Origin of the sequence: Phycicoccus sp. Soil803 (assembly GCF_001429685.1) — a bacterium.
GTDB lineage: Bacteria > Actinomycetota > Actinomycetes > Actinomycetales > Dermatophilaceae > Pedococcus.
This window is the reverse complement of sequence record NZ_LMST01000001.1, coordinates 2,480,883-2,497,650: the sequence shown is the minus strand read 5'-3', so window position 1 is coordinate 2,497,650 and position 16,768 is coordinate 2,480,883. Positions and strand designations below refer to the sequence as shown.

General features: G+C 71.8%; 14 protein-coding genes. 10 read left to right on the top strand and 4 right to left on the bottom strand.

Annotated elements, in window-relative coordinates; genetic code table 11:
- Window positions 1-3 precede the first annotated feature (3 nt).
- Complete coding sequence (locus ASG95_RS11420; RefSeq protein WP_057377535.1) at window positions 4-2,313, top strand: bifunctional (p)ppGpp synthetase/guanosine-3',5'-bis(diphosphate) 3'-pyrophosphohydrolase; 2,310 nt, start codon at window positions 4-6, stop codon at window positions 2,311-2,313.
- Window positions 2,314-2,358: 45 nt separating this feature from the next.
- Here the strand turns inward: ASG95_RS11420 and ASG95_RS11415 are convergent, their stop codons facing one another.
- Genes ASG95_RS11415 through ASG95_RS11405 form a run of 3 tightly spaced genes read right to left on the bottom strand, consistent with a single transcriptional unit; the run spans window position 2,359 to window position 7,081 of the window.
- Window positions 2,359-4,194: a DUF349 domain-containing protein gene (locus ASG95_RS11415; protein WP_235543773.1), complete on the bottom strand. Its 1,836-nt coding sequence runs from the start codon at window positions 4,192-4,194 to the stop codon at window positions 2,359-2,361.
- Window positions 4,195-4,196: 2 nt separating this feature from the next.
- Complete coding sequence (locus ASG95_RS11410; RefSeq protein ID WP_057377534.1) at window positions 4,197-5,009, bottom strand: peptidylprolyl isomerase; 813 nt, start codon at window positions 5,007-5,009, stop codon at window positions 4,197-4,199.
- A gap of 5 nt (window positions 5,010-5,014) precedes the next feature.
- Window positions 5,015-7,081, bottom strand: a complete 2,067-nt coding sequence (locus ASG95_RS11405; protein WP_057377533.1) for a penicillin acylase family protein — start codon at window positions 7,079-7,081, stop codon at window positions 5,015-5,017.
- Window positions 7,082-7,144: 63 nt separating this feature from the next.
- Here ASG95_RS11405 and ASG95_RS11400 point away from each other — a divergent pair, with 63 nt between their 5' ends.
- Genes ASG95_RS11400 through ASG95_RS11390 form a run of 3 tightly spaced genes read left to right on the top strand, consistent with a single transcriptional unit; the run spans window position 7,145 to window position 10,464 of the window.
- Entirely contained in the window at window positions 7,145-7,846 is a 702-nt protein-coding gene (locus tag ASG95_RS11400) for an MBL fold metallo-hydrolase (protein ID WP_057377532.1), read from the top strand.
- Window positions 7,843-9,210: a histidine--tRNA ligase gene (hisS, locus tag ASG95_RS11395; RefSeq protein WP_057377531.1), complete on the top strand. Its 1,368-nt coding sequence runs from the start codon at window positions 7,843-7,845 to the stop codon at window positions 9,208-9,210. Before ASG95_RS11400 ends, hisS begins: the two co-directional genes overlap by 4 nt.
- A 6-nt stretch (window positions 9,211-9,216) precedes the next feature.
- On the top strand, window positions 9,217-10,464 hold the full coding sequence (locus tag ASG95_RS11390; RefSeq protein ID WP_057377530.1) for a 4-alpha-glucanotransferase: 1,248 nt from the start codon (window positions 9,217-9,219) through the stop codon (window positions 10,462-10,464).
- Here the strand turns inward: ASG95_RS11390 and ASG95_RS11385 are convergent.
- Entirely contained in the window at window positions 10,444-11,067 is a 624-nt protein-coding gene (locus ASG95_RS11385) for a hypothetical protein (RefSeq protein ID WP_057377529.1), read from the bottom strand. The two genes, ASG95_RS11390 and ASG95_RS11385, sit on opposite strands and share 21 nt — an antisense overlap.
- On the opposite strand from ASG95_RS11385, the gene xerD reads away from it, so the two are divergent.
- From xerD to ASG95_RS11355, 6 genes are all read left to right on the top strand, one after another.
- Window positions 11,066-12,016: a site-specific tyrosine recombinase XerD gene (gene xerD, locus ASG95_RS11380; RefSeq protein ID WP_056920941.1), complete on the top strand. Its 951-nt coding sequence runs from the start codon at window positions 11,066-11,068 to the stop codon at window positions 12,014-12,016. The genes ASG95_RS11385 and xerD overlap by 2 nt on opposite strands.
- Window positions 12,017-12,233: 217 nt before the next feature.
- A complete protein-coding gene (locus tag ASG95_RS11375) occupies window positions 12,234-13,049 on the top strand; it encodes a ParA family protein (RefSeq protein WP_056921233.1) in 816 nt (271 codons plus the stop codon).
- Window positions 13,050-13,119: 70 nt separating this feature from the next.
- Complete coding sequence (locus ASG95_RS11370) at window positions 13,120-14,031, top strand: ScpA family protein (protein ID WP_057378866.1); 912 nt, start codon at window positions 13,120-13,122, stop codon at window positions 14,029-14,031.
- A complete protein-coding gene (gene scpB / locus ASG95_RS11365; RefSeq protein ID WP_057377528.1) occupies window positions 14,024-14,668 on the top strand; it encodes an SMC-Scp complex subunit ScpB in 645 nt (214 codons plus the stop codon). Before ASG95_RS11370 ends, scpB begins: the two co-directional genes overlap by 8 nt.
- Window positions 14,665-15,627, top strand: a complete 963-nt coding sequence (locus tag ASG95_RS11360) for a pseudouridine synthase (protein WP_056920943.1) — start codon at window positions 14,665-14,667, stop codon at window positions 15,625-15,627. Before scpB ends, ASG95_RS11360 begins: the two co-directional genes overlap by 4 nt.
- A gap of 36 nt (window positions 15,628-15,663) precedes the next feature.
- On the top strand, window positions 15,664-16,746 hold the full coding sequence (locus ASG95_RS11355; RefSeq protein ID WP_057377527.1) for a prephenate dehydrogenase: 1,083 nt from the start codon (window positions 15,664-15,666) through the stop codon (window positions 16,744-16,746).
- Window positions 16,747-16,768 lie beyond the last annotated feature (22 nt).

Here is a 16,768-nt window from a genome sequence, read left to right as displayed (position 1 = left end):
GACATGACTGAGGACGTCGTCACCGGGCCGGTGCCCACCGGCGCGTCCTCGGCGAACCGCGTCCGCGCCCGACTGGCCAGGTTCGGCAGTCGCGGGGGCCCGACCAACCCGGTCCTCGAGCCGTTGCTCCAGACCGTGCGGGCCACCCACCCCAAGGCCGACCTGACCGTCATCGAGCGGGCTTACGTCGTCGCCGAGGAGGCCCACCGCGGCCAGAAGCGCAAGTCCGGCGACGCCTACATCACCCACCCGCTGGCGGTCACGACGATCCTCGCCGAGCTGGGCATGACGCCGGCCACGCTGGCAGCGGCGCTGCTGCACGACACGGTGGAGGACACGGCATACAGCCTCACGCAGCTCGAGAAGGACTTCGGGCGCGAGGTCGCGATGCTGGTCGACGGCGTCACCAAGCTCGACAAGGTGACCTACGGCGACGCGGCGCAGGCCGAGACGGTCCGCAAGATGGTCGTCGCCATGGCGCGCGACATCCGCGTCCTCGTCATCAAGCTCGCCGACCGCCTCCACAACGCCCGCACCTGGCGCTACGTCTCGGTCGAGTCCGCCCAGCGCAAGGCGCGCGAGACCCTCGAGATCTACGCGCCCCTGGCCCACCGGCTCGGCATGAACACCATCAAGTGGGAGCTCGAGGACCTGTCGTTCGCGACGCTCTACCCGAAGGTCTACGACGAGATCGTCCGCCTCGTGGCCGAGCGCGCGCCGGCCCGTGAGGAGTTCCTGTCGGGGGTGCGCGAGCAGGTCAGCGAGGACCTCAAGGGCGCCAAGATCAAGGCGACGGTCACCGGCCGCCCCAAGCACTACTACTCGGTCTACCAGAAGATGATCGTGCGCGGCCGCGACTTCGAGGACATCTACGACCTCGTCGCGGTCCGCGTGCTGGTCGACTCGGTGCGCGACTGCTACGCCGCGCTCGGTGCCCTGCACGCGCGGTGGAACCCCCTGCCCGGGCGGTTCAAGGACTACATCGCTATGCCGAAGTTCAACATGTACCAGTCGTTGCACACGACGGTCATCGGGCCCGAGGGCAAGGCCGTCGAGATCCAGATCCGCACTCACACGATGCACCGCAGGGCGGAGTACGGCGTCGCCGCGCACTGGAAGTACAAGGAGGACGGCACCGCGCCGAGCGCCGGCACCAAGGAAGGCGAGACCGGCCCGATCAACGACATGGCGTGGCTGCGCCAGCTGCTCGACTGGCAGAAGGAGACCGCCGACCCGGGGGAGTTCCTCGACTCGCTGCGGTTCGAGATCAACGCCCGCGAGGTCTACGTCTTCACCCCCAAGGGTGAGGTCGTGGCGCTGCCGGCCGGGGCGACGCCCGTCGACTTCGCCTATGCCGTGCACACCGAGGTCGGGCACCACTGCATCGGGGGCCGCGTCAACGGTCGCCTGGTCCCGCTGGAGTCCACCCTCGAGAACGGCGACGTCGTCGAGGTCCTCACCTCCAAGGCCGACGGCGCCGGCCCGTCCCGCGACTGGCTCACCTTCGTCAAGTCGCCGCGGGCCCGCAACAAGATCAAGCAGTGGTTCTCCAAGGAGCGCCGCGAGGAGGCGATCGAGACCGGCAAGGACGCGATCGCCCGCGCCATGCGCAAGGAGGGCCTCCCGCTCCAGCGGCTGCTCACCGTCGAGACCCTGACCGGGCTCGCCTCCGAGCTGCGCTACCAGGACATCGACGCCCTGTATGCAGCGGTGGGCGAGGGGCACGTGTCCGCCCAGCACGTGGTGGGCCGGCTCGTGGCCTCCCTGGGTGGCGAGGAGGGCGCGTCCGAGGACCTCGCCGAGGCGACCACCCCGACCCGGTCGATGCGCCGTCGCTCGGGCGATCCGGGCGTGGTCGTGGTCGGCACCGCTGACGTGTGGGTCAAGCTCGCGCGCTGCTGCACGCCCGTGCCCGGCGACCCGATCATGGGTTTCATCACCCGTGGCAACGGCGTCTCGGTCCACCGGACCGACTGCACCAACGCGGAGTCGCTGCTCTCGCAACCGGATCGGATGATCGAGGTCGAGTGGGCGCCGTCATCGGCGTCGGTCTTCCTCGTGCAGCTCCAGGTCGAGGCGCTCGACCGCAACCGCCTGCTCTCGGACGTCACTCGGGTGCTGTCCGACCAGCACGTCAACATCCTGTCGGCCTCGGTGCAGACGTCACGCGACCGCGTCGCCATCAGCAAGTTCACCTTCGAGATGGGCGACCCCAGCCACCTCGAGCACGTCATGAAGGCGGTCCGCAAGATCGACGGCGTCTTCGACGTCTACCGGATCACCGGCACCAAGGCCACGGCCGCGAAGGCCTAGCCGAACGGCATACCCCGCCTCGACGCGGCATACGAAAGCCGTTGTCTAGGAACCGAACTCGTCGACGTTCCCGCGAGCCTGGGCCAGCCACTGCTCCTGCGCCTCGAGCTTGGCCTGGGCGTCCTTGACCTTCTTCTCGTTGCCGGAGGCCTGCGCCTTGGCCAGGTCGTCCTTGAGCGAGGCGACCGAGGCCTCGAGCTGGTCGACCATGCTCTGGGCGCGAGCCGCGACCTCGGGGTTGGACTGCTTCCAGCGCTGGTCGTCGGCGTCGCGGACGGCCTGCTCGATGCGGCGCATCCCCTTCTCCATGCGGTCCACGTCCCCACGAGGCACCTTGCCGGCCGCGTCCCACTTGTCCTGCAGGGCGCGCAGCGCGGCCTTGGCCGTCTCGAGGTCGGTGACCGGCAGGATGGCCTGGCCCTCCTTGAGCAGCTCCTCCTTGACGGCGAGATTGCCACGGAACTCCTCGTCCTCCTTGGCCGAGATCTCGTCCTTGGCCGTGAAGAACGCGTCCTGGGCCGCCTTGAACCGCTCCCACAGCGCGTCGTCGTCGGCGCGGGAGGCGCGACCGGCCTGGCGCCAGCGGTCCATCAGTCGCTTGAAGGCGCCGGCGGTCTGGCCCCAGTCGGTGCTGGCGGACAGCGCCTCGGCCTCCTTGACCAGCTCCTGCTTGGCAGCCTTGGCCTCGGCCTGGGTGCCTTCGAGCTGGGCGAAGTGCACCCGGCGGGCCTTGTCGAAGGAGTTGCGGGCCTGGCTGAACCGCTGCCAGAGCGCACCCTCGGTCTCGCGGTCGAGGCGGGCGCCGCCACGCTGGTGCTTCTTCCACTCGTCGAGCAGCTCACGCATCCGCGCGCCGCTGCTCTTCCACTGGATCTTGTTCTCGGGCTGGCCGGCGATCTGCTCGGCCTCGGCGACGATCGCCTCGCGCTCGACGGCGGCTGCGGCCCGGGCGGCGCTGCGCTCGGCGGCCTCGGTCTCCTTGCGCGCCTTCACCAGGGTCTCGATCTCGGCAACCTTGGCGTCGAGGATGGCGAGGTCGCCCACGACGTTGGCCTCGGCGCAGTGCTCGCGCAGCTTGGCCAGGCCCTCGGTCGCGTCCTTGGACGAGAGCTCGGTGGTCGTCAGCCGCTGGTGCAGCAGCTCCGCCGAGGCGTAGAGCTCGTCGTACTTGCGGGCGAAGTAGTGCAGCGCCTCCTCGGAAGTCGCGCCGGGGTAGGCGCCGACCTCGCGCTCACCGTCGCCGGTCTGCACGAAGACGGTCCCGTCCTCGGCGACCCGACCGAACGTCTCCGACGGCGGCCCGGGCGGAGCCGCGACGGTCAGCGCCGCAGGCTGCGCGTGGGCGACCTTGCGGACCGCGGCCGGGGTCGGCACGGGGCCGGGCTTCGGGGTGGGGCGAGGCACCGGCTTGGCAGCGGGAGCTGCTGCGGGCGCGGCGGGCTCCGGGACGGCCTCGGCAGCAGGCTCGGCCACGACGGGCTCGGGAGTCACCTCCGGGGCGACCTCGACCTCGACCTCAGGTGCAGCCTCGGGCTCGGTGGCGGCCTCGGGCTCGGTGGCAGCCTGAGCGTCGGGTGCAGCCTCGGCGGCAGGGGCCGGCTCGGGAGCTTGCTCGGGCTCGGGTGCTGCCTCGGCTGCGGGCTCCGCCGCCTCAGGCTCGGGTGCTGCCTCGGGCTCGGGTGCCGCCTCAGGCTCGGGTGCTGCCTCGGGCTCGGGTGCTGCCTCGGCTGCGGGCTCCGCCGCCTCGGGCTCGGGTGCTGCCTCGGCCGCAGGCTCCGCCGACTCGGGCTGCGGTGCTGCGGTGTCGGGGGCCTGGCTGTCGTCGGGCTCGGGCGTGCTGCTGTTCGAGGTGGTGTCGGCCGGGGGAGTCTGCTCGGTCACGGTCAGGCCTTCTTCTCGGTCACAGCAACCTTGAGGATGCTGATGGGCGCGGCAGGGGCACCATCGGTGGCGCCTCCACTCACGCCTGCTGCGGCGATCTTCTCGACAATATCCATACCGCCGGTCACCGTGCCGAAGATGGAGTAGCCGCCACCCTCGGTCGGGAGCTTGGTGTCCTTGTAGACCAGGAAGAACTGGTCGGCGTTGCTGTTCGGGTCGCTGGTGCGGGCCATGGCCAGCGTGCCCTTGGGGTAGGTGCCGTCCTTGGGTGCGTTCTCGATGCCGTAGGAGTACCCGGGACCGGAGCCGGTGCCCCCGAGCGGGTCACCGCACTGGAGCACGAAGATGCCCTCGGTGGTGACGCGGTGGCAGGGCGAGTCGGCGAAGTAGTTGGCCTTGGCCAGCGCGACGAACGAGGCGACCGTCTGCGGTGCCTTCGCGCCGTCGAGCTGGAGCGTGATGTCGCCGCAGTTGGTGGTGACGACGGCGGTGAACGTCTTGCCCGCAGCGGTCGCCTTGTCGGGCTTGGCGGCCTTGGGCACCTCGGACGGGGGAGCGGGCGCTGCGGTGCAGCCCTCGACGGCGGCGGTGGTGGCGCTGGTCGCGCTGGGGGTCGTGGGTGCCGCCGCGGGGGTCTTGGTGTCGTCACCGAGCTGGGTGGTCAGGAAGACGAACGCGGCCACGACCACGAGCACGGCCGCCACGACGACGGCCACCTGGCGGTTGCGAGCCGCCTCGCGCTCCTTGAGGGCCTGCTTGGCTTCGAACTTCTCCGCACGGCGGCGCGCCCTGGCGCGCTCCTGTTCCCTGGTCACGGCCGTCAGTCTAGGCAGGGACCCTCGGCGAGGTCGTCGTTGGGCACGGGCAGGAGCAGTCCCTGCAGCCACAGGGGTTGCTGGTCGTCGACGTGCGGCGACCCGGCCGAGCCGGCCGTGCCGTGGGGCACGACCCAGCGGCTCCGCGAGCGGTCGGCGAGGTCCCAGATGTAGCGCGCGGCCGGTGCCTGGACGAACAGGTCGTCCGAGTCGGGGAGGCTCGATGTCGCGAACACGCAGTCCCGGTCTCCGGAGGCACCGACCCGGTCGGGCGGCTGCTCTCCCGGTGGGCCGATCCGGATCGGCGCCAGCCGGTGGCGCTCGCCCCACCGGGCCTCAGGAGCTGCCGCTGCCTCCTCGAGGGCCGCGGCCAGCTCGGCGGCGACGTCGAAACCCTCGGGCGGCTGGGCCAGGAACGACTCCAGCCGCACCGACACCCGCAGCGCCAGCGACATCCACGGGTCGAAGATGCGCGGCAACCCGGACCCTGTCGCCAGGCCGTCGAAGACGTCGAGTCGACACAGGCGACCGACCAGCGCGGCCCGCAGCACGGCATACCGGTGCGCGAGGGCGCTGTCGGCATCCATCCGGCAGTCCCACGCCAGCAGCTCGTCGCGCAGCGCGGCGGCAGCTTCGGTGAGCCCCGTCAGCCCGGCCAGCCTCGGCAGGATGCGCCGCGCGGGCGCGTGGAGGGTGTCAGTGTGGATGTGCTGGAGGGCGTCCGCATCGAGACGCGGCGTCGCGGCCAGCAGGTCGGTGATGCGGTGGGCGCGGTCCGGGCTCGCGAAGTCACGCCCGAGCGGCGCGGTGTGCCGCGTGGCGTGGTTCGCGTGCACCGCGACGTCGGTGACGGCTGCCTCGGCGTGGTCGAGGTAGCCGGTCCACGCGTGCTGGGGCTCCCACCCGGGCACCGGCCCTTCGCGGTTCGCGGCGTCGCGGTCCGGGACCAGGCCGGCGGTGAACTCCAGCACCGTGCCGTCCCGGTCGGCGGTGAGGACGGCGTTGACCGGCTCGACCCAACCGCGCCAGGCCTCTCGGACGTCCTGCGCGGAGCGCGCCCGCAGGAGCGCGAGCGACGCGGCGAGTCCGGCATCGCCCTCCACCCGCGGGACCATCCGCACCGACAGGCACCGGGCGCCGACCTCCCCGACGACCACCGGTCCGCGCCCGGTCTCCACGACCTCCACGTCGACCTGGTCACCACCCAGCACGGACACCACCTCGTGGTGTGCGGTCACCGGGGCCCAGCCGTCCGCCTCACGCGACTCGACGCCGTCGGCGGACCGTCGCAGCTCCTCCTCGAAGACGTCGTGGCAGTCGGACATGGCGTTGGTGATGCCCCACGCGACCGGTCCGGCATGCGCGAAGTGCGGCGTCCCGGGCACGCCGACGAAGGCGATCCCGACGACGTCGAACTCAGGACAGGCGAGCCGGACCTGCTGGTAGACCCCGGGCAGCTCGAGCGACCGGTGCGGGTCACCGGCGACGAACGGCCGGGACGTCGCAGAACGGGCGCCCGCGACAGCCCAGGCATTGCTGCCGCTGGCTGCCACCCCGTCCCAGTCCGCGACGGACGGGTGCCGCGGTCCGCACAGCAGCTCCCAGGCACCCGGTGCCTCTCGACGCACCCGGTCGCGCCAGAGCTTGTCGCCCAGCGTCCCGAAGAGGAGGTGCTGGGTGAGCAGGACGCCGATGGGGGTCCAGGGGTCCCAGTGCCCGGGCTCGAGGGCGCCGAGCTCCGGGGCGGCCCCGCGCGCCAGGGCGTCGCCCAGGCCGTCGTTGACGCCCTGGGCGTAGGCGGCGACCCACGCGGAGGTCTCCTCGTCGAGGCGGTCGAAGCACCTGCGCGCCGTGTCGGTGATCCTCGCCCGGCGGGCGAACACGTCCCACTCGACCCAGACGGCGCCGAGGTGCTCGGCCAGCCGACCCTCCGAGCGCCGCCGCTGCACCTCGAGCTGCCAGGCCCGGTCGGTCGCGCAGACCTTGCCCTGCACGCGGGACAGGGCGACGACGTCCGGGGCCCACAGCTGGGGCACTCCCCACGTGTCCCGCCTCACGGTGCTCTCGCTCATGCCAGCCGACGCTAACCGACCGGGCCCACCGCGGTGGTGGGGGATCGCGGATACAGTGCGGCCGTGCTCACCGTCGCCTTTCCTGCCGCCGCCTTCGACACGAACTGCTACGTCCTCGCTCCGGCCGCGGGGGAGGAGTGCGTCATCGTCGACCCGGGCATCGGCGTCGAGGAGACCCTGCGGGAGGTGCTGACCCAGCACCGGCTCCGGCCGGCAGCCGTCCTGCTCACCCACGGCCACGTCGACCACGTCTACTCGGTGACCCCGGTGTGCGGCGCCGACACCGCGGCCTACATCCACGGCGACGACCGCTACCGGCTCAAGGACCTGCTCTCGAACGTCGCCCCCGGGCTGCTCGGCATGCTCGAGCAGCAGTTCGGCCAGCGGGCGACGTGGACCGAGCCCACGAACGTCGTCGAGGTGACCGACCGCGTGACGCTCGACCTCGCCGGGCTGGGCTTCGAGGTGCTGCACGCCCCTGGACACACGGAGGGCTCGGTGATGTTCACCGTCGACGAGGTGCCCGACGGGATCGCCGACCAGGTCGACGTCGACCGCACCCTCCTCAGCGGCGACGTGCTGTTCGCCGGCTCGATCGGCCGCACCGACCTGCCGGGTGGTGACCCGGCGGCGATGGACCGGTCGCTGCGCGAGGTCGTCCTGCCCCTCCCGGACTCCACGCTGGTCCTGCCCGGTCACTACCAGGCGACCACGATGGACCGCGAGCGGGCGACCAACCCCTATTTGCAAGGATTGGCCCCGTGAAGATCACCCCGATCAGCGGCTTCCCCGAGTTCCTCCCGGCCCAGCGGATCGTCGAGCAGCACTTCCTCGACGTCATCCGCGAGACGTTCGAGCTGCACGGGTTCCCGTCGATCGAGACCCGGGCCGTCGAGCCGGTGGACCGGTTGGTGGGCAAGGGTGGCGACGCCGACAAGGAGATCTACGGGATCCACCGGCTGGCGCGGGACGACGACGGTCCGGAGGACCGCTCCGGTGAGCTCGGCCTGCACTTCGACCTCACCGTGCCGTTCGCCCGCTACGTGCTGGAGAACGCCGGCCACCTGTCGTTCCCGTTCCGGCGCCACCAGATCCAGAAGGTGTGGCGTGGCGAGCGACCCCAGGAGGGTCGCTACCGCGAGTTCACCCAGGCCGACATCGACGTGGTCGACGTCGGCGAGCTCGCCCCGCACTTCGAGGCCGAGATGCCGCTGGTCATCGCCGAGGTCTTCCGCAAGCTGCCCGTCGGCCGGATGGTCATCCAGGTCAACAACCGCAAGATCCCCGAAGGCTTCTACCTCGGCATCGGCATCGAGGACGTGGCCGGCACCCTGCGGATCGTCGACAAGCTCGACAAGATCGGCCCCGCCAAGGTGAAGGCCCAGCTGGTCGAGGTAGGGCAGACCGCCGAGCAGGCCGACCAGTGCCTGGCCCTCGCGGCGATCCGGTCCGAGGACCTGTCCTTCGTCGACCAGGTGCGCGCGCTCGGGGTCCAGCACCCGACCCTCGACGACGGGCTCGACGCCCTGGCCGCGGTCATCCGCGCAGGCCTGGACAACGCCCCGGGCGCCCTGGTCGCCGACCTGAAGATCGCCCGCGGTCTCGACTACTACACCGGCACCGTCTACGAGACCCAGCTGGTCGGCTTCGAGTCGTGGGGCTCGTTCTGCTCCGGTGGCCGCTACGACTCGCTCGCCTCCGACGGGAAGACGACCTACCCGGGTGTGGGGATCTCGATCGGGGTCTCGCGGCTGCTCGGCCTGCTCATCGGCAAGGGGCTGCTGACGGCGAGCCGGTCCACGCCGGCGTGCGTCCTCGTCGCGGTCAACGACGAGGAGAGCCGGGCCGTCTCCACGCGCGTCGCGACCGAGCTGCGCGCCCGCGGCATACCGTGCGAGGTGGCGCCCAAGCCCGCCAAGTTCGGCAAGCAGATCAGGTATGCCGAGCGGCGCGGCATCCCGTACGTCTGGTTCCCCGGCGCAGCCGGCGACGACGGCGAGGGAGGCGACCAGGTCAAGGACATCCGCTCCGGCGACCAGGTCGACGCCGCAGCCACCACGTGGGAGCCTCCGGAGCAGGACCTCCGACCGCAGATCCTGCGCGTCGAGACCACCACCGACCAGAGCTGAGCCGCCATGGACGCCACCCGGCCCCTGACCGAGTCCCGCACGAGCGGGGTGCAGCTGCACGTCACCTCGCTGCCCGGTGGGCGGCTCGGCCAGCCGGCCCGTGACTTCGTGGACTGGCTGGTCGAGGCGGGGCAGTCGGTGTGGCAGGTGCTGCCCGTGTCGATCCCCGACCAGCACCGCTCGCCCTACAAGTCGCCGTCGGCGTTCGCCGCCTCTCCAGCGCTGCTGGAGCACCCGGACGCCCCGGTCACCGAGCAGGAGCTCGCCGACTTCGCCGAGCGGGAGGCCTACTGGGTCGACTCGTGGACGGCCTTCGGCGGTGACCTCGCCGACCAGGTGCGGTTCGACCGCGAGTGGTCCGCGCTGCGCGACTACGCGCACGAGCGCGGCGTCCGCATCCTCGGTGACGTGCCGATCTACGTCGCCCCCGATGCCGCCGACGAACGGGCCTGGCCACAGTTCTTCCGCTCCGACGCCGTGGCCGGCTGCCCGCCCGATGCGTATGCCGCGACCGGCCAGCTCTGGGGCAACCCGCTCTACCGCTGGGACGTCCTGCGCGACGACGGCTACCGGTGGTGGATCGAGCGGCTGCGGCGGACGTTCGCGCTCTTCGACCTGGTCCGCGTCGACCACTTCCGGGGCTTCGCGGCCTACTGGGCGATCCCGGCAGGTGACGACACGGCACTCAACGGCCGCTGGGAGCAGGGTCCGGGCCGGGAGGTCTTCGACGCGGCGCTCGGTGCGCTCGGCCCGCTGCCGGTCCTCGCCGAGGACCTCGGCGACATCGACCAGCCGGTGATCGACCTGCGCAGGGCGCTCGGCTTCCCGGGGATGGCCGTGCTGCAGTTCGCCTTCGAGCCGGCCTACCAGTACAACGCCCACGACCCGCAGAACCACGAACCCAACCAGGTCGTCTACACCGGCACCCACGACAACGACACGGTCTGCGGCTGGTGGTGGGACCTGCCCGACCACCGTCGACAGCTGGCCCGCGAGGCCTGTCGTCAGGCGGGGGTCGGCGTCGACGTCGACGCCGAGCCGTCCTGGGGGTTCATCGAGCTCGCCCAGCGCGGGCCGTGCGGGTTGTCGATGATGCAGGCGCAGGACGTGCTGGCCCTCGGGTCGCAGGCCCGCATGAACGCGCCCGGCATCGAGGGCGGCTGGTCGTGGCAGATGGCTCCCGGAGCACTCACGGCCGACCACGCCGCCCGGCTCCGGTCCCTCACCGAGGAGTCAGGCCGCCTTCCCCGCTGAGGCGGGCGGGCGCAGCCCGGTGTCGCGCAGCTCGAGCAGCGCCAGTGACCTGATCGTCTCCTCGTCGCCGCGACGCCAGGCGCCGGTCGGGTCGGCCGAGATCGCGGCCAGCTTGCGCATCGGCTGACCCGCCATCGCCCGCAGGGCGAAGAGGTCGAGGTCGGCGGCGTTGTCGATGAACCGCTGCGCGGCGCTCGCCCGGCGGACGAACCGGCCACGCAGGACGAGCCAGACCAGGCCCACGATGAGGATCGGCACCAGGGCCGTCACCCAGCCGAGGATGTTCGCGAGCCGGGTCACGGCGTCGACGAGGTCCGTGCCGGCCTGTTCGATGGTCGTGCCGGCCCCGCTGACCTGGCGGAACGGCGCGGCGATCCGGTCGCCGACGAGCGGCAGGTCCCGCACGGAGTCGCCGGCGCTGTTCATCTGGTCGCGGAACCCGGACCCGGCGCTCTGCAGCTGTCGCCCCGGCGCAGCGAGCTCCATCGTCGTGTCATGGACGAGTCGTCCGACCCATGCCCACAGGCACACCCAGGCGACGATTCCGACGTCGGCGAGGATCTGGAGCGTGCGGCGGCCCGGCAGGTCTGCATAGAGCTTCATGCCGCCTAGACTCCCATCCGTGCCACCCTCGAGCGCGGTCGAACGCGCGGCCCGCGGCTGGCTGAACCATCTCGACGTCGAGCGCGGCGTGGCCGCGAACACGCTGAAGTCCTACCGGCGCGACCTGGCCCGCTACGCGGCATACCTCGCCTCGAAGGGGGTCCACGACCCCACCGGCATCACCGAGGCGCACGTGAGCGACTTCCTCGCCACGCTCCGTGAGGGCAGCGCCGAGCACCCACCGCTGGCGGCGTCGTCCGCGGCGCGCACGCTCGTCGCGGTGCGCGGCTTCCACCGGTTCCTGGCCCTCGAGGGCGACGTCGACACCGACGCGGCCGGCGCGGTGAGCCCGCCGCGGCCACCGGCCAGGTTGCCCAAGGCGATCAGCATCGAGGACGTGGAGCGGCTGCTCCAGGCGGCCAGCGTCGGGGACACGCCCGCCTCGCTGCGCGACCGCGCGCTGCTGGAGGTGCTCTACGGCGCCGGGGCGCGCATCTCCGAGGCGGTCGGGCTCGATGTCGACGACATCGACCCGCGTGAGGGAGTGGTGCGGCTCTTCGGCAAGGGCAGCAAGGAGCGGATCGTCCCGCTCGGCTCGTATGCCGCGGACGCCCTCGGCGCGTACCTCGTCCGCGGGAGACCGACCTTCGCGGGCAAGGGCAAGGGGACGCCCGCGGTGTTCCTCAACCAGCGGGGCGGGCGGCTGTCGCGCCAGTCCGCGTGGGCCGTGCTGCGGGGAGCCGCGGAGCGCGCCGACCTCGGCGGGCACCTGTCACCCCACACGCTGCGGCACTCGTTCGCGACCCACCTCCTCGACGGCGGAGCAGACGTGCGGGTAGTGCAGGAGCTGCTCGGCCACGCGTCCGTGACCACCACCCAGATCTACACGCTCGTCACGGTGCAGCGACTGCGTGAGGTCTATGCCCAGAGCCACCCCCGTGCCCGCTGATAGGGTCGTGCCGATCAGCGCGAGGCTGACCGACGAACGCCAACTCACCGGGAGTGAAACGCCTGTGGAATCTGAGGTGACCACCCAGGAGCAGTCGCCGCCCACCCTTTCGGGCGCCACCTCCGAGTCGGCCCCCGACGGCGATGGTCGTGATCACGTGCACCTGCCCGGCACCGAAGCCGCCGGCGCCGGACAGCTGGGTCCGACCGGTCGACCGATGCCCGTCTTCCCCGATCCCGCGCCGCTGGCCGCCCACGGCCCGGCGCGGATCATCGCCATGTGCAACCAGAAGGGTGGCGTCGGCAAGACGACGACGACCATCAACCTCGGTGCCGCGCTGGCCGAGGTGGGGCGCCGGGTCCTGCTCGTCGACTTCGACCCGCAGGGTGCCCTGTCCGTCGGTCTCGGGGTGCGGGCCAACGAGCTCGACGTGACGATCTACAACTTGCTGGTCGAGCGCGGTCACGACGTCCGTGAGGTCATCCAGCAGACCTCGACCGAGAACCTCGACGTCATCCCGGCCAACATCGACCTGTCCGCCGCGGAGGTCCAGCTCGTCGGTGAGGTCGCCCGCGAACAGATCCTGGCCCGCGTGCTGCGCCCGGTCATGGACGACTACGACGTCATCATGATCGACTGCCAGCCCTCGCTGGGGCTGCTCACCGTCAACGCCCTCACCGCCGCCCACGGCGTCGTGATCCCGCTCGAGTGCGAGTTCTTCGCGATGCGCGGGGTCGCCCTGCTGGTCGAGACCATCGACAAGATCACCGACCGGCTCAACCCGCGGCTCCAGGTCGACGGCATCCTCGCCACGATGTACGACTCGCGCACCCTGCACAGCAAGGAGGTCGTGCGCAGCGTCGTGGACCACTTCGGTGACCAGGTGTTCCACACGGTGATCAGCCGCACGGTGAAGTTCCCCGACGCCACCTTGGCGGCCGAGCCGATCACGACCTACGCCTCGACGCACGGCTCCGCCGCGTCCTACCGACAACTCGCCCGAGAGCTGATCGCCCGTGGTGGGGCGGCCTGACGAGGTGAGTCAGGAGGTCATCGCCGCTGCGCCGGGAGGCGCGGTGCAGCCCAGTGACGCCCAGGCAGGAATGACTCCCGGTGGAGTCATCCACCGTCGCGGTGGGTCCACGCCCTTCGAGGTGCACCTGGTCAACTTCTCGGGTCCGTTCGACCTGCTCCTCGGCCTGATCAGCAAGCACAAGCTCGACATCACCGAGATCGCGCTGGCCCAGGTGACGGACGAGTTCATCGCCCACATCAAGGCCGCCCAGAAGTCCGACACCGAGTGGGACCTCGGGCAGGCGTCGGAGTTCCTGCTGATCGCCGCGACCCTGCTCGACCTGAAGTCCGCGCGGCTGCTCCCGCAGACCGGCCCGCAGGACGAGGAGGACCTCGCCCTGATCGAGGCCCGCGACCTGCTGTTCGCCCGGCTGCTGCAGTACCGCGCGTTCAAGGACATCGCCTTCACCTTCGGCGAGCGAATGGCCACGGCCGGCCGGATGACCCCGCGCCAGGCCGGGCTCGAGCCACAGTTCGCCAAGCTGCTGCCCGAGCTGGTCATGGGCATCACGCCCGAGCAGCTCGCGATGATCGCGGCCCGGGCGATGGTGCCGAAGATCGCCCCGAGCGTCGGTCTCGACCACCTCCACGCCCCGCAGGTGAGCGTGCGGGAACAGGCCGGCATCCTCGGCGCGCGACTGCGGTCGGAACGGGTCTGCTCGTTCCGGGCGCTGGTGGCCGACGCGGACTCGACGCTGGTCATCGTGGCGCGCTTCCTGGCGCTGCTCGAGCTGTTCCGCGAGGCCGCGATCGCGTTCGAGCAGGCCGAGGCGCTCGGCGAGCTCACCGTGCGCTGGACCGGCGCCGACGACGGCGAGATCGAGGTCAGCGACGAATTCGACGAGCCGGACGAGTCCGACGAGCTGGACGAACCGGGCCAGCCGGGCGCCGAAACACCACCACGCACCACCGAGGACGACGGAGACAGCGACGATGAGTGACCTTGAGGTCGTGCCCGACCACGGGCCCGACGAAGGCGTCGAGGCGCCCGCCGACGAACAGTTCGCGTTCGACGTCAGCGACTTCCCGGGCGGTGCCCGCAGCGCCATCGAGGCCGTCCTGATGGTCGTCGACGAGCCGATCACCGAGATCTCGCTGGCCTCCGCGCTCGAGCTCCCCGTCGACGACGTGCGGGCGCACCTCACGGCGCTGGAGGAGGAGTATGCCGCGCAGCAGCGTGGCTTCACGCTGCGCTCGGTGGCCGGTGGCTGGCGGGTCTACAGCCGATCCGACTACGCGCCTGTGGTCGAGAAGTTCCTCCTCGACGGCCAGCAGGCCAAGCTCACCCAGGCCTCGCTCGAGACCCTGGCCGTGATCGCCTACCGACAGCCGATCTCCCGTTCGCGGGTCAGCGCGGTCCGCGGCGTCAACGTCGACGGCGTCGTCCGCACCCTCCTGAACCGCGGCCTGATCGAGGAGCTCGGCTCCGACGGTGACGGCGGGGCGTTCCTCTACGGCACCACCGACTACTTCCTCCAGCGCCTCGGTCTGGGCAGCCTCGAGGAGCTGCCCGCCCTGGCGCCCTACCTCCCCGAAGTCGACGTGCTCGACGAGATCGCAGAACAAGGACGCGGATGACACCCCCACGCAGCAGAGACAGCGCCGGCAGAAGCAATACCGGCCGGCCCGGCGGCAGCCAGGGCCACGGCGGTCGCTCAGGCGGTCGTACCGGCGGACCGCGAGGCGGTGGCCCGACGGCCTCCGAGGGCGGTCGCCCCGAGCGGCCGCAGCGCGGGAGCTCCGGCACGACCAAGAAGAGCCAGCCGACCCGGGTGCCCCGGGAACGGGCCACCCCCGAGGTGGACGTGCACGACCCCGACGGCATCCGCCTGCAGAAGCTGCTCGCCGCCGCCGGGGTGGGCTCACGCCGGGTCTGCGAGAACCTCATCTCCGACGGCCGCGTCGAGGTCGATGGTCACGTCGTGACCGAGCTGGGCGTGCGCATCCGACCCGACCAGACCGTCCACGTCGACGGGGTCAAGGTGCAGCTCGACGAGACCCGGGTCTACTTCGCGTTCAACAAGCCGCTCAACGTCGTCACGACGATGAACGACGAGCTCGGCCGGATCAGCATCGGCGACTACGTGGGTGACCGCCACGAGCGGCTGTTCCACGTCGGCCGCCTCGACGCCGACACGGAGGGCCTGCTGATCCTCACCAACGACGGCGAGCTGGCCCACCGGCTGCAGCACCCCCAGTACGGCGTCCTCAAGACCTACCTCGCCCAGATCCGTGGACCGGTGCCGCGGGACATCGGCAAGCAGCTGCGCGAGGGCGTCCAGCTCGAGGACGGTCCGGCCTCGGTCGACTCGTTCCGGGTCGTCGACTCCCAACCGGGGAAGGCGCTGGTCGAGGTGATCCTCCACGAGGGGCGCAAGCACATCGTGCGGCGCCTCCTGGACGCCGTGGGTCACCCCGTCCTCAGCCTGGTCCGCGTGCAGGTCGGTCCGATCAGCCTCGGCGACACCAAGCCGGGCAAGATGCGCAAGCTCACCAAGGAAGAGGTTGGCCGCCTCTACACCGCCGCTGGAATGTGAGCGCACGTCCTGCCGCCCGTCGGTAGCCTTCGCGTCGTGACCACCAGCGTCCGCATCGTCGGCACCGGCCTCATCGGCACCAGCCTGGGCATCGCCCTGTCGCGGGCCGGGTATGCCGTGGTGCTCGCCGACCCGTCGCCGACCGCGGTGTCGCTGGCGCGCGACCTGGGAGCCGGCGCCGTCGCCTCCGACGGCGACACGGCGCCCGACATCGTCGTGGTGGCGGCGCCGCCCGACGTGGCAGGGTCCGTCGTGGCCGACGAGCTGGCCGCGTGGCCGGACGCCGTGGTCACCGACGTCGCCTCGGTCAAGGTCGCGGTGCTTGAGGACGTGCGGCGTCGCGGTGGCGACCTCACCCGGTATGCCGGGTCGCACCCGATGGCGGGCCGCGAGCGCTCCGGTGCGGTCGCCGCCCGCGGTGACCTCTTCGACGGCCGGGCCTGGGTGGTCGTGCCGAACGAGCAGTCGTCGCCGTCCTCGGTCGAGGCCGTGACCGCTCTCGCGACGGCGGCCGGCGGCACGGTCTCCACGATGGACCCGGCCGAGCACGACGCTGCCGTCGCGGTCGTCTCGCACGTGCCGCAGCTGGCCTCGTCGCTCGTGGCCGGGCGACTGCGCGACCTCACCGACCCGGCAGTGGCGTTGTCCGGTCAGGGGATCCGCGACGTCACCCGGGTCGCCGCGAGCGACCCCCAGCTGTGGACCCAGATCCTGGCCGGCAACGCCTCGGCCGTCCGCGAGGTACTCGCCCACGTGCACGCCGAGCTGACCGAGGTGATCGGTGCGCTCGACGTCCTGACCGATGGTGACGGGGTGGGAGCCCGTGAGGTGCTCGCGCGGATCGTCGCGCAGGGCAACGCCGGTCACGCGCGGATCCCGGGCAAGCACGGTGCCGCCCCCACGGCATACAGCGTCGTCGTGGTGCTCGTGCCCGACCGGCCGGGCGAGCTGGCGCGGTTGCTGCACGACGTCGGCGACGCCGGCGTCAACCTCGAGGACCTGCACCTGGAGCACGGCCTCGGGCAGCCGTTCGGCCTGGCCGAGGTCTCCGTGCTCCCGGCCGTCGCGGAGCGCCTGGGCGACGAGCTGACCGCCCGCGGTTGGCGACTGCACGGCTGAGCTCCACCCGCCGTTAGTCTTG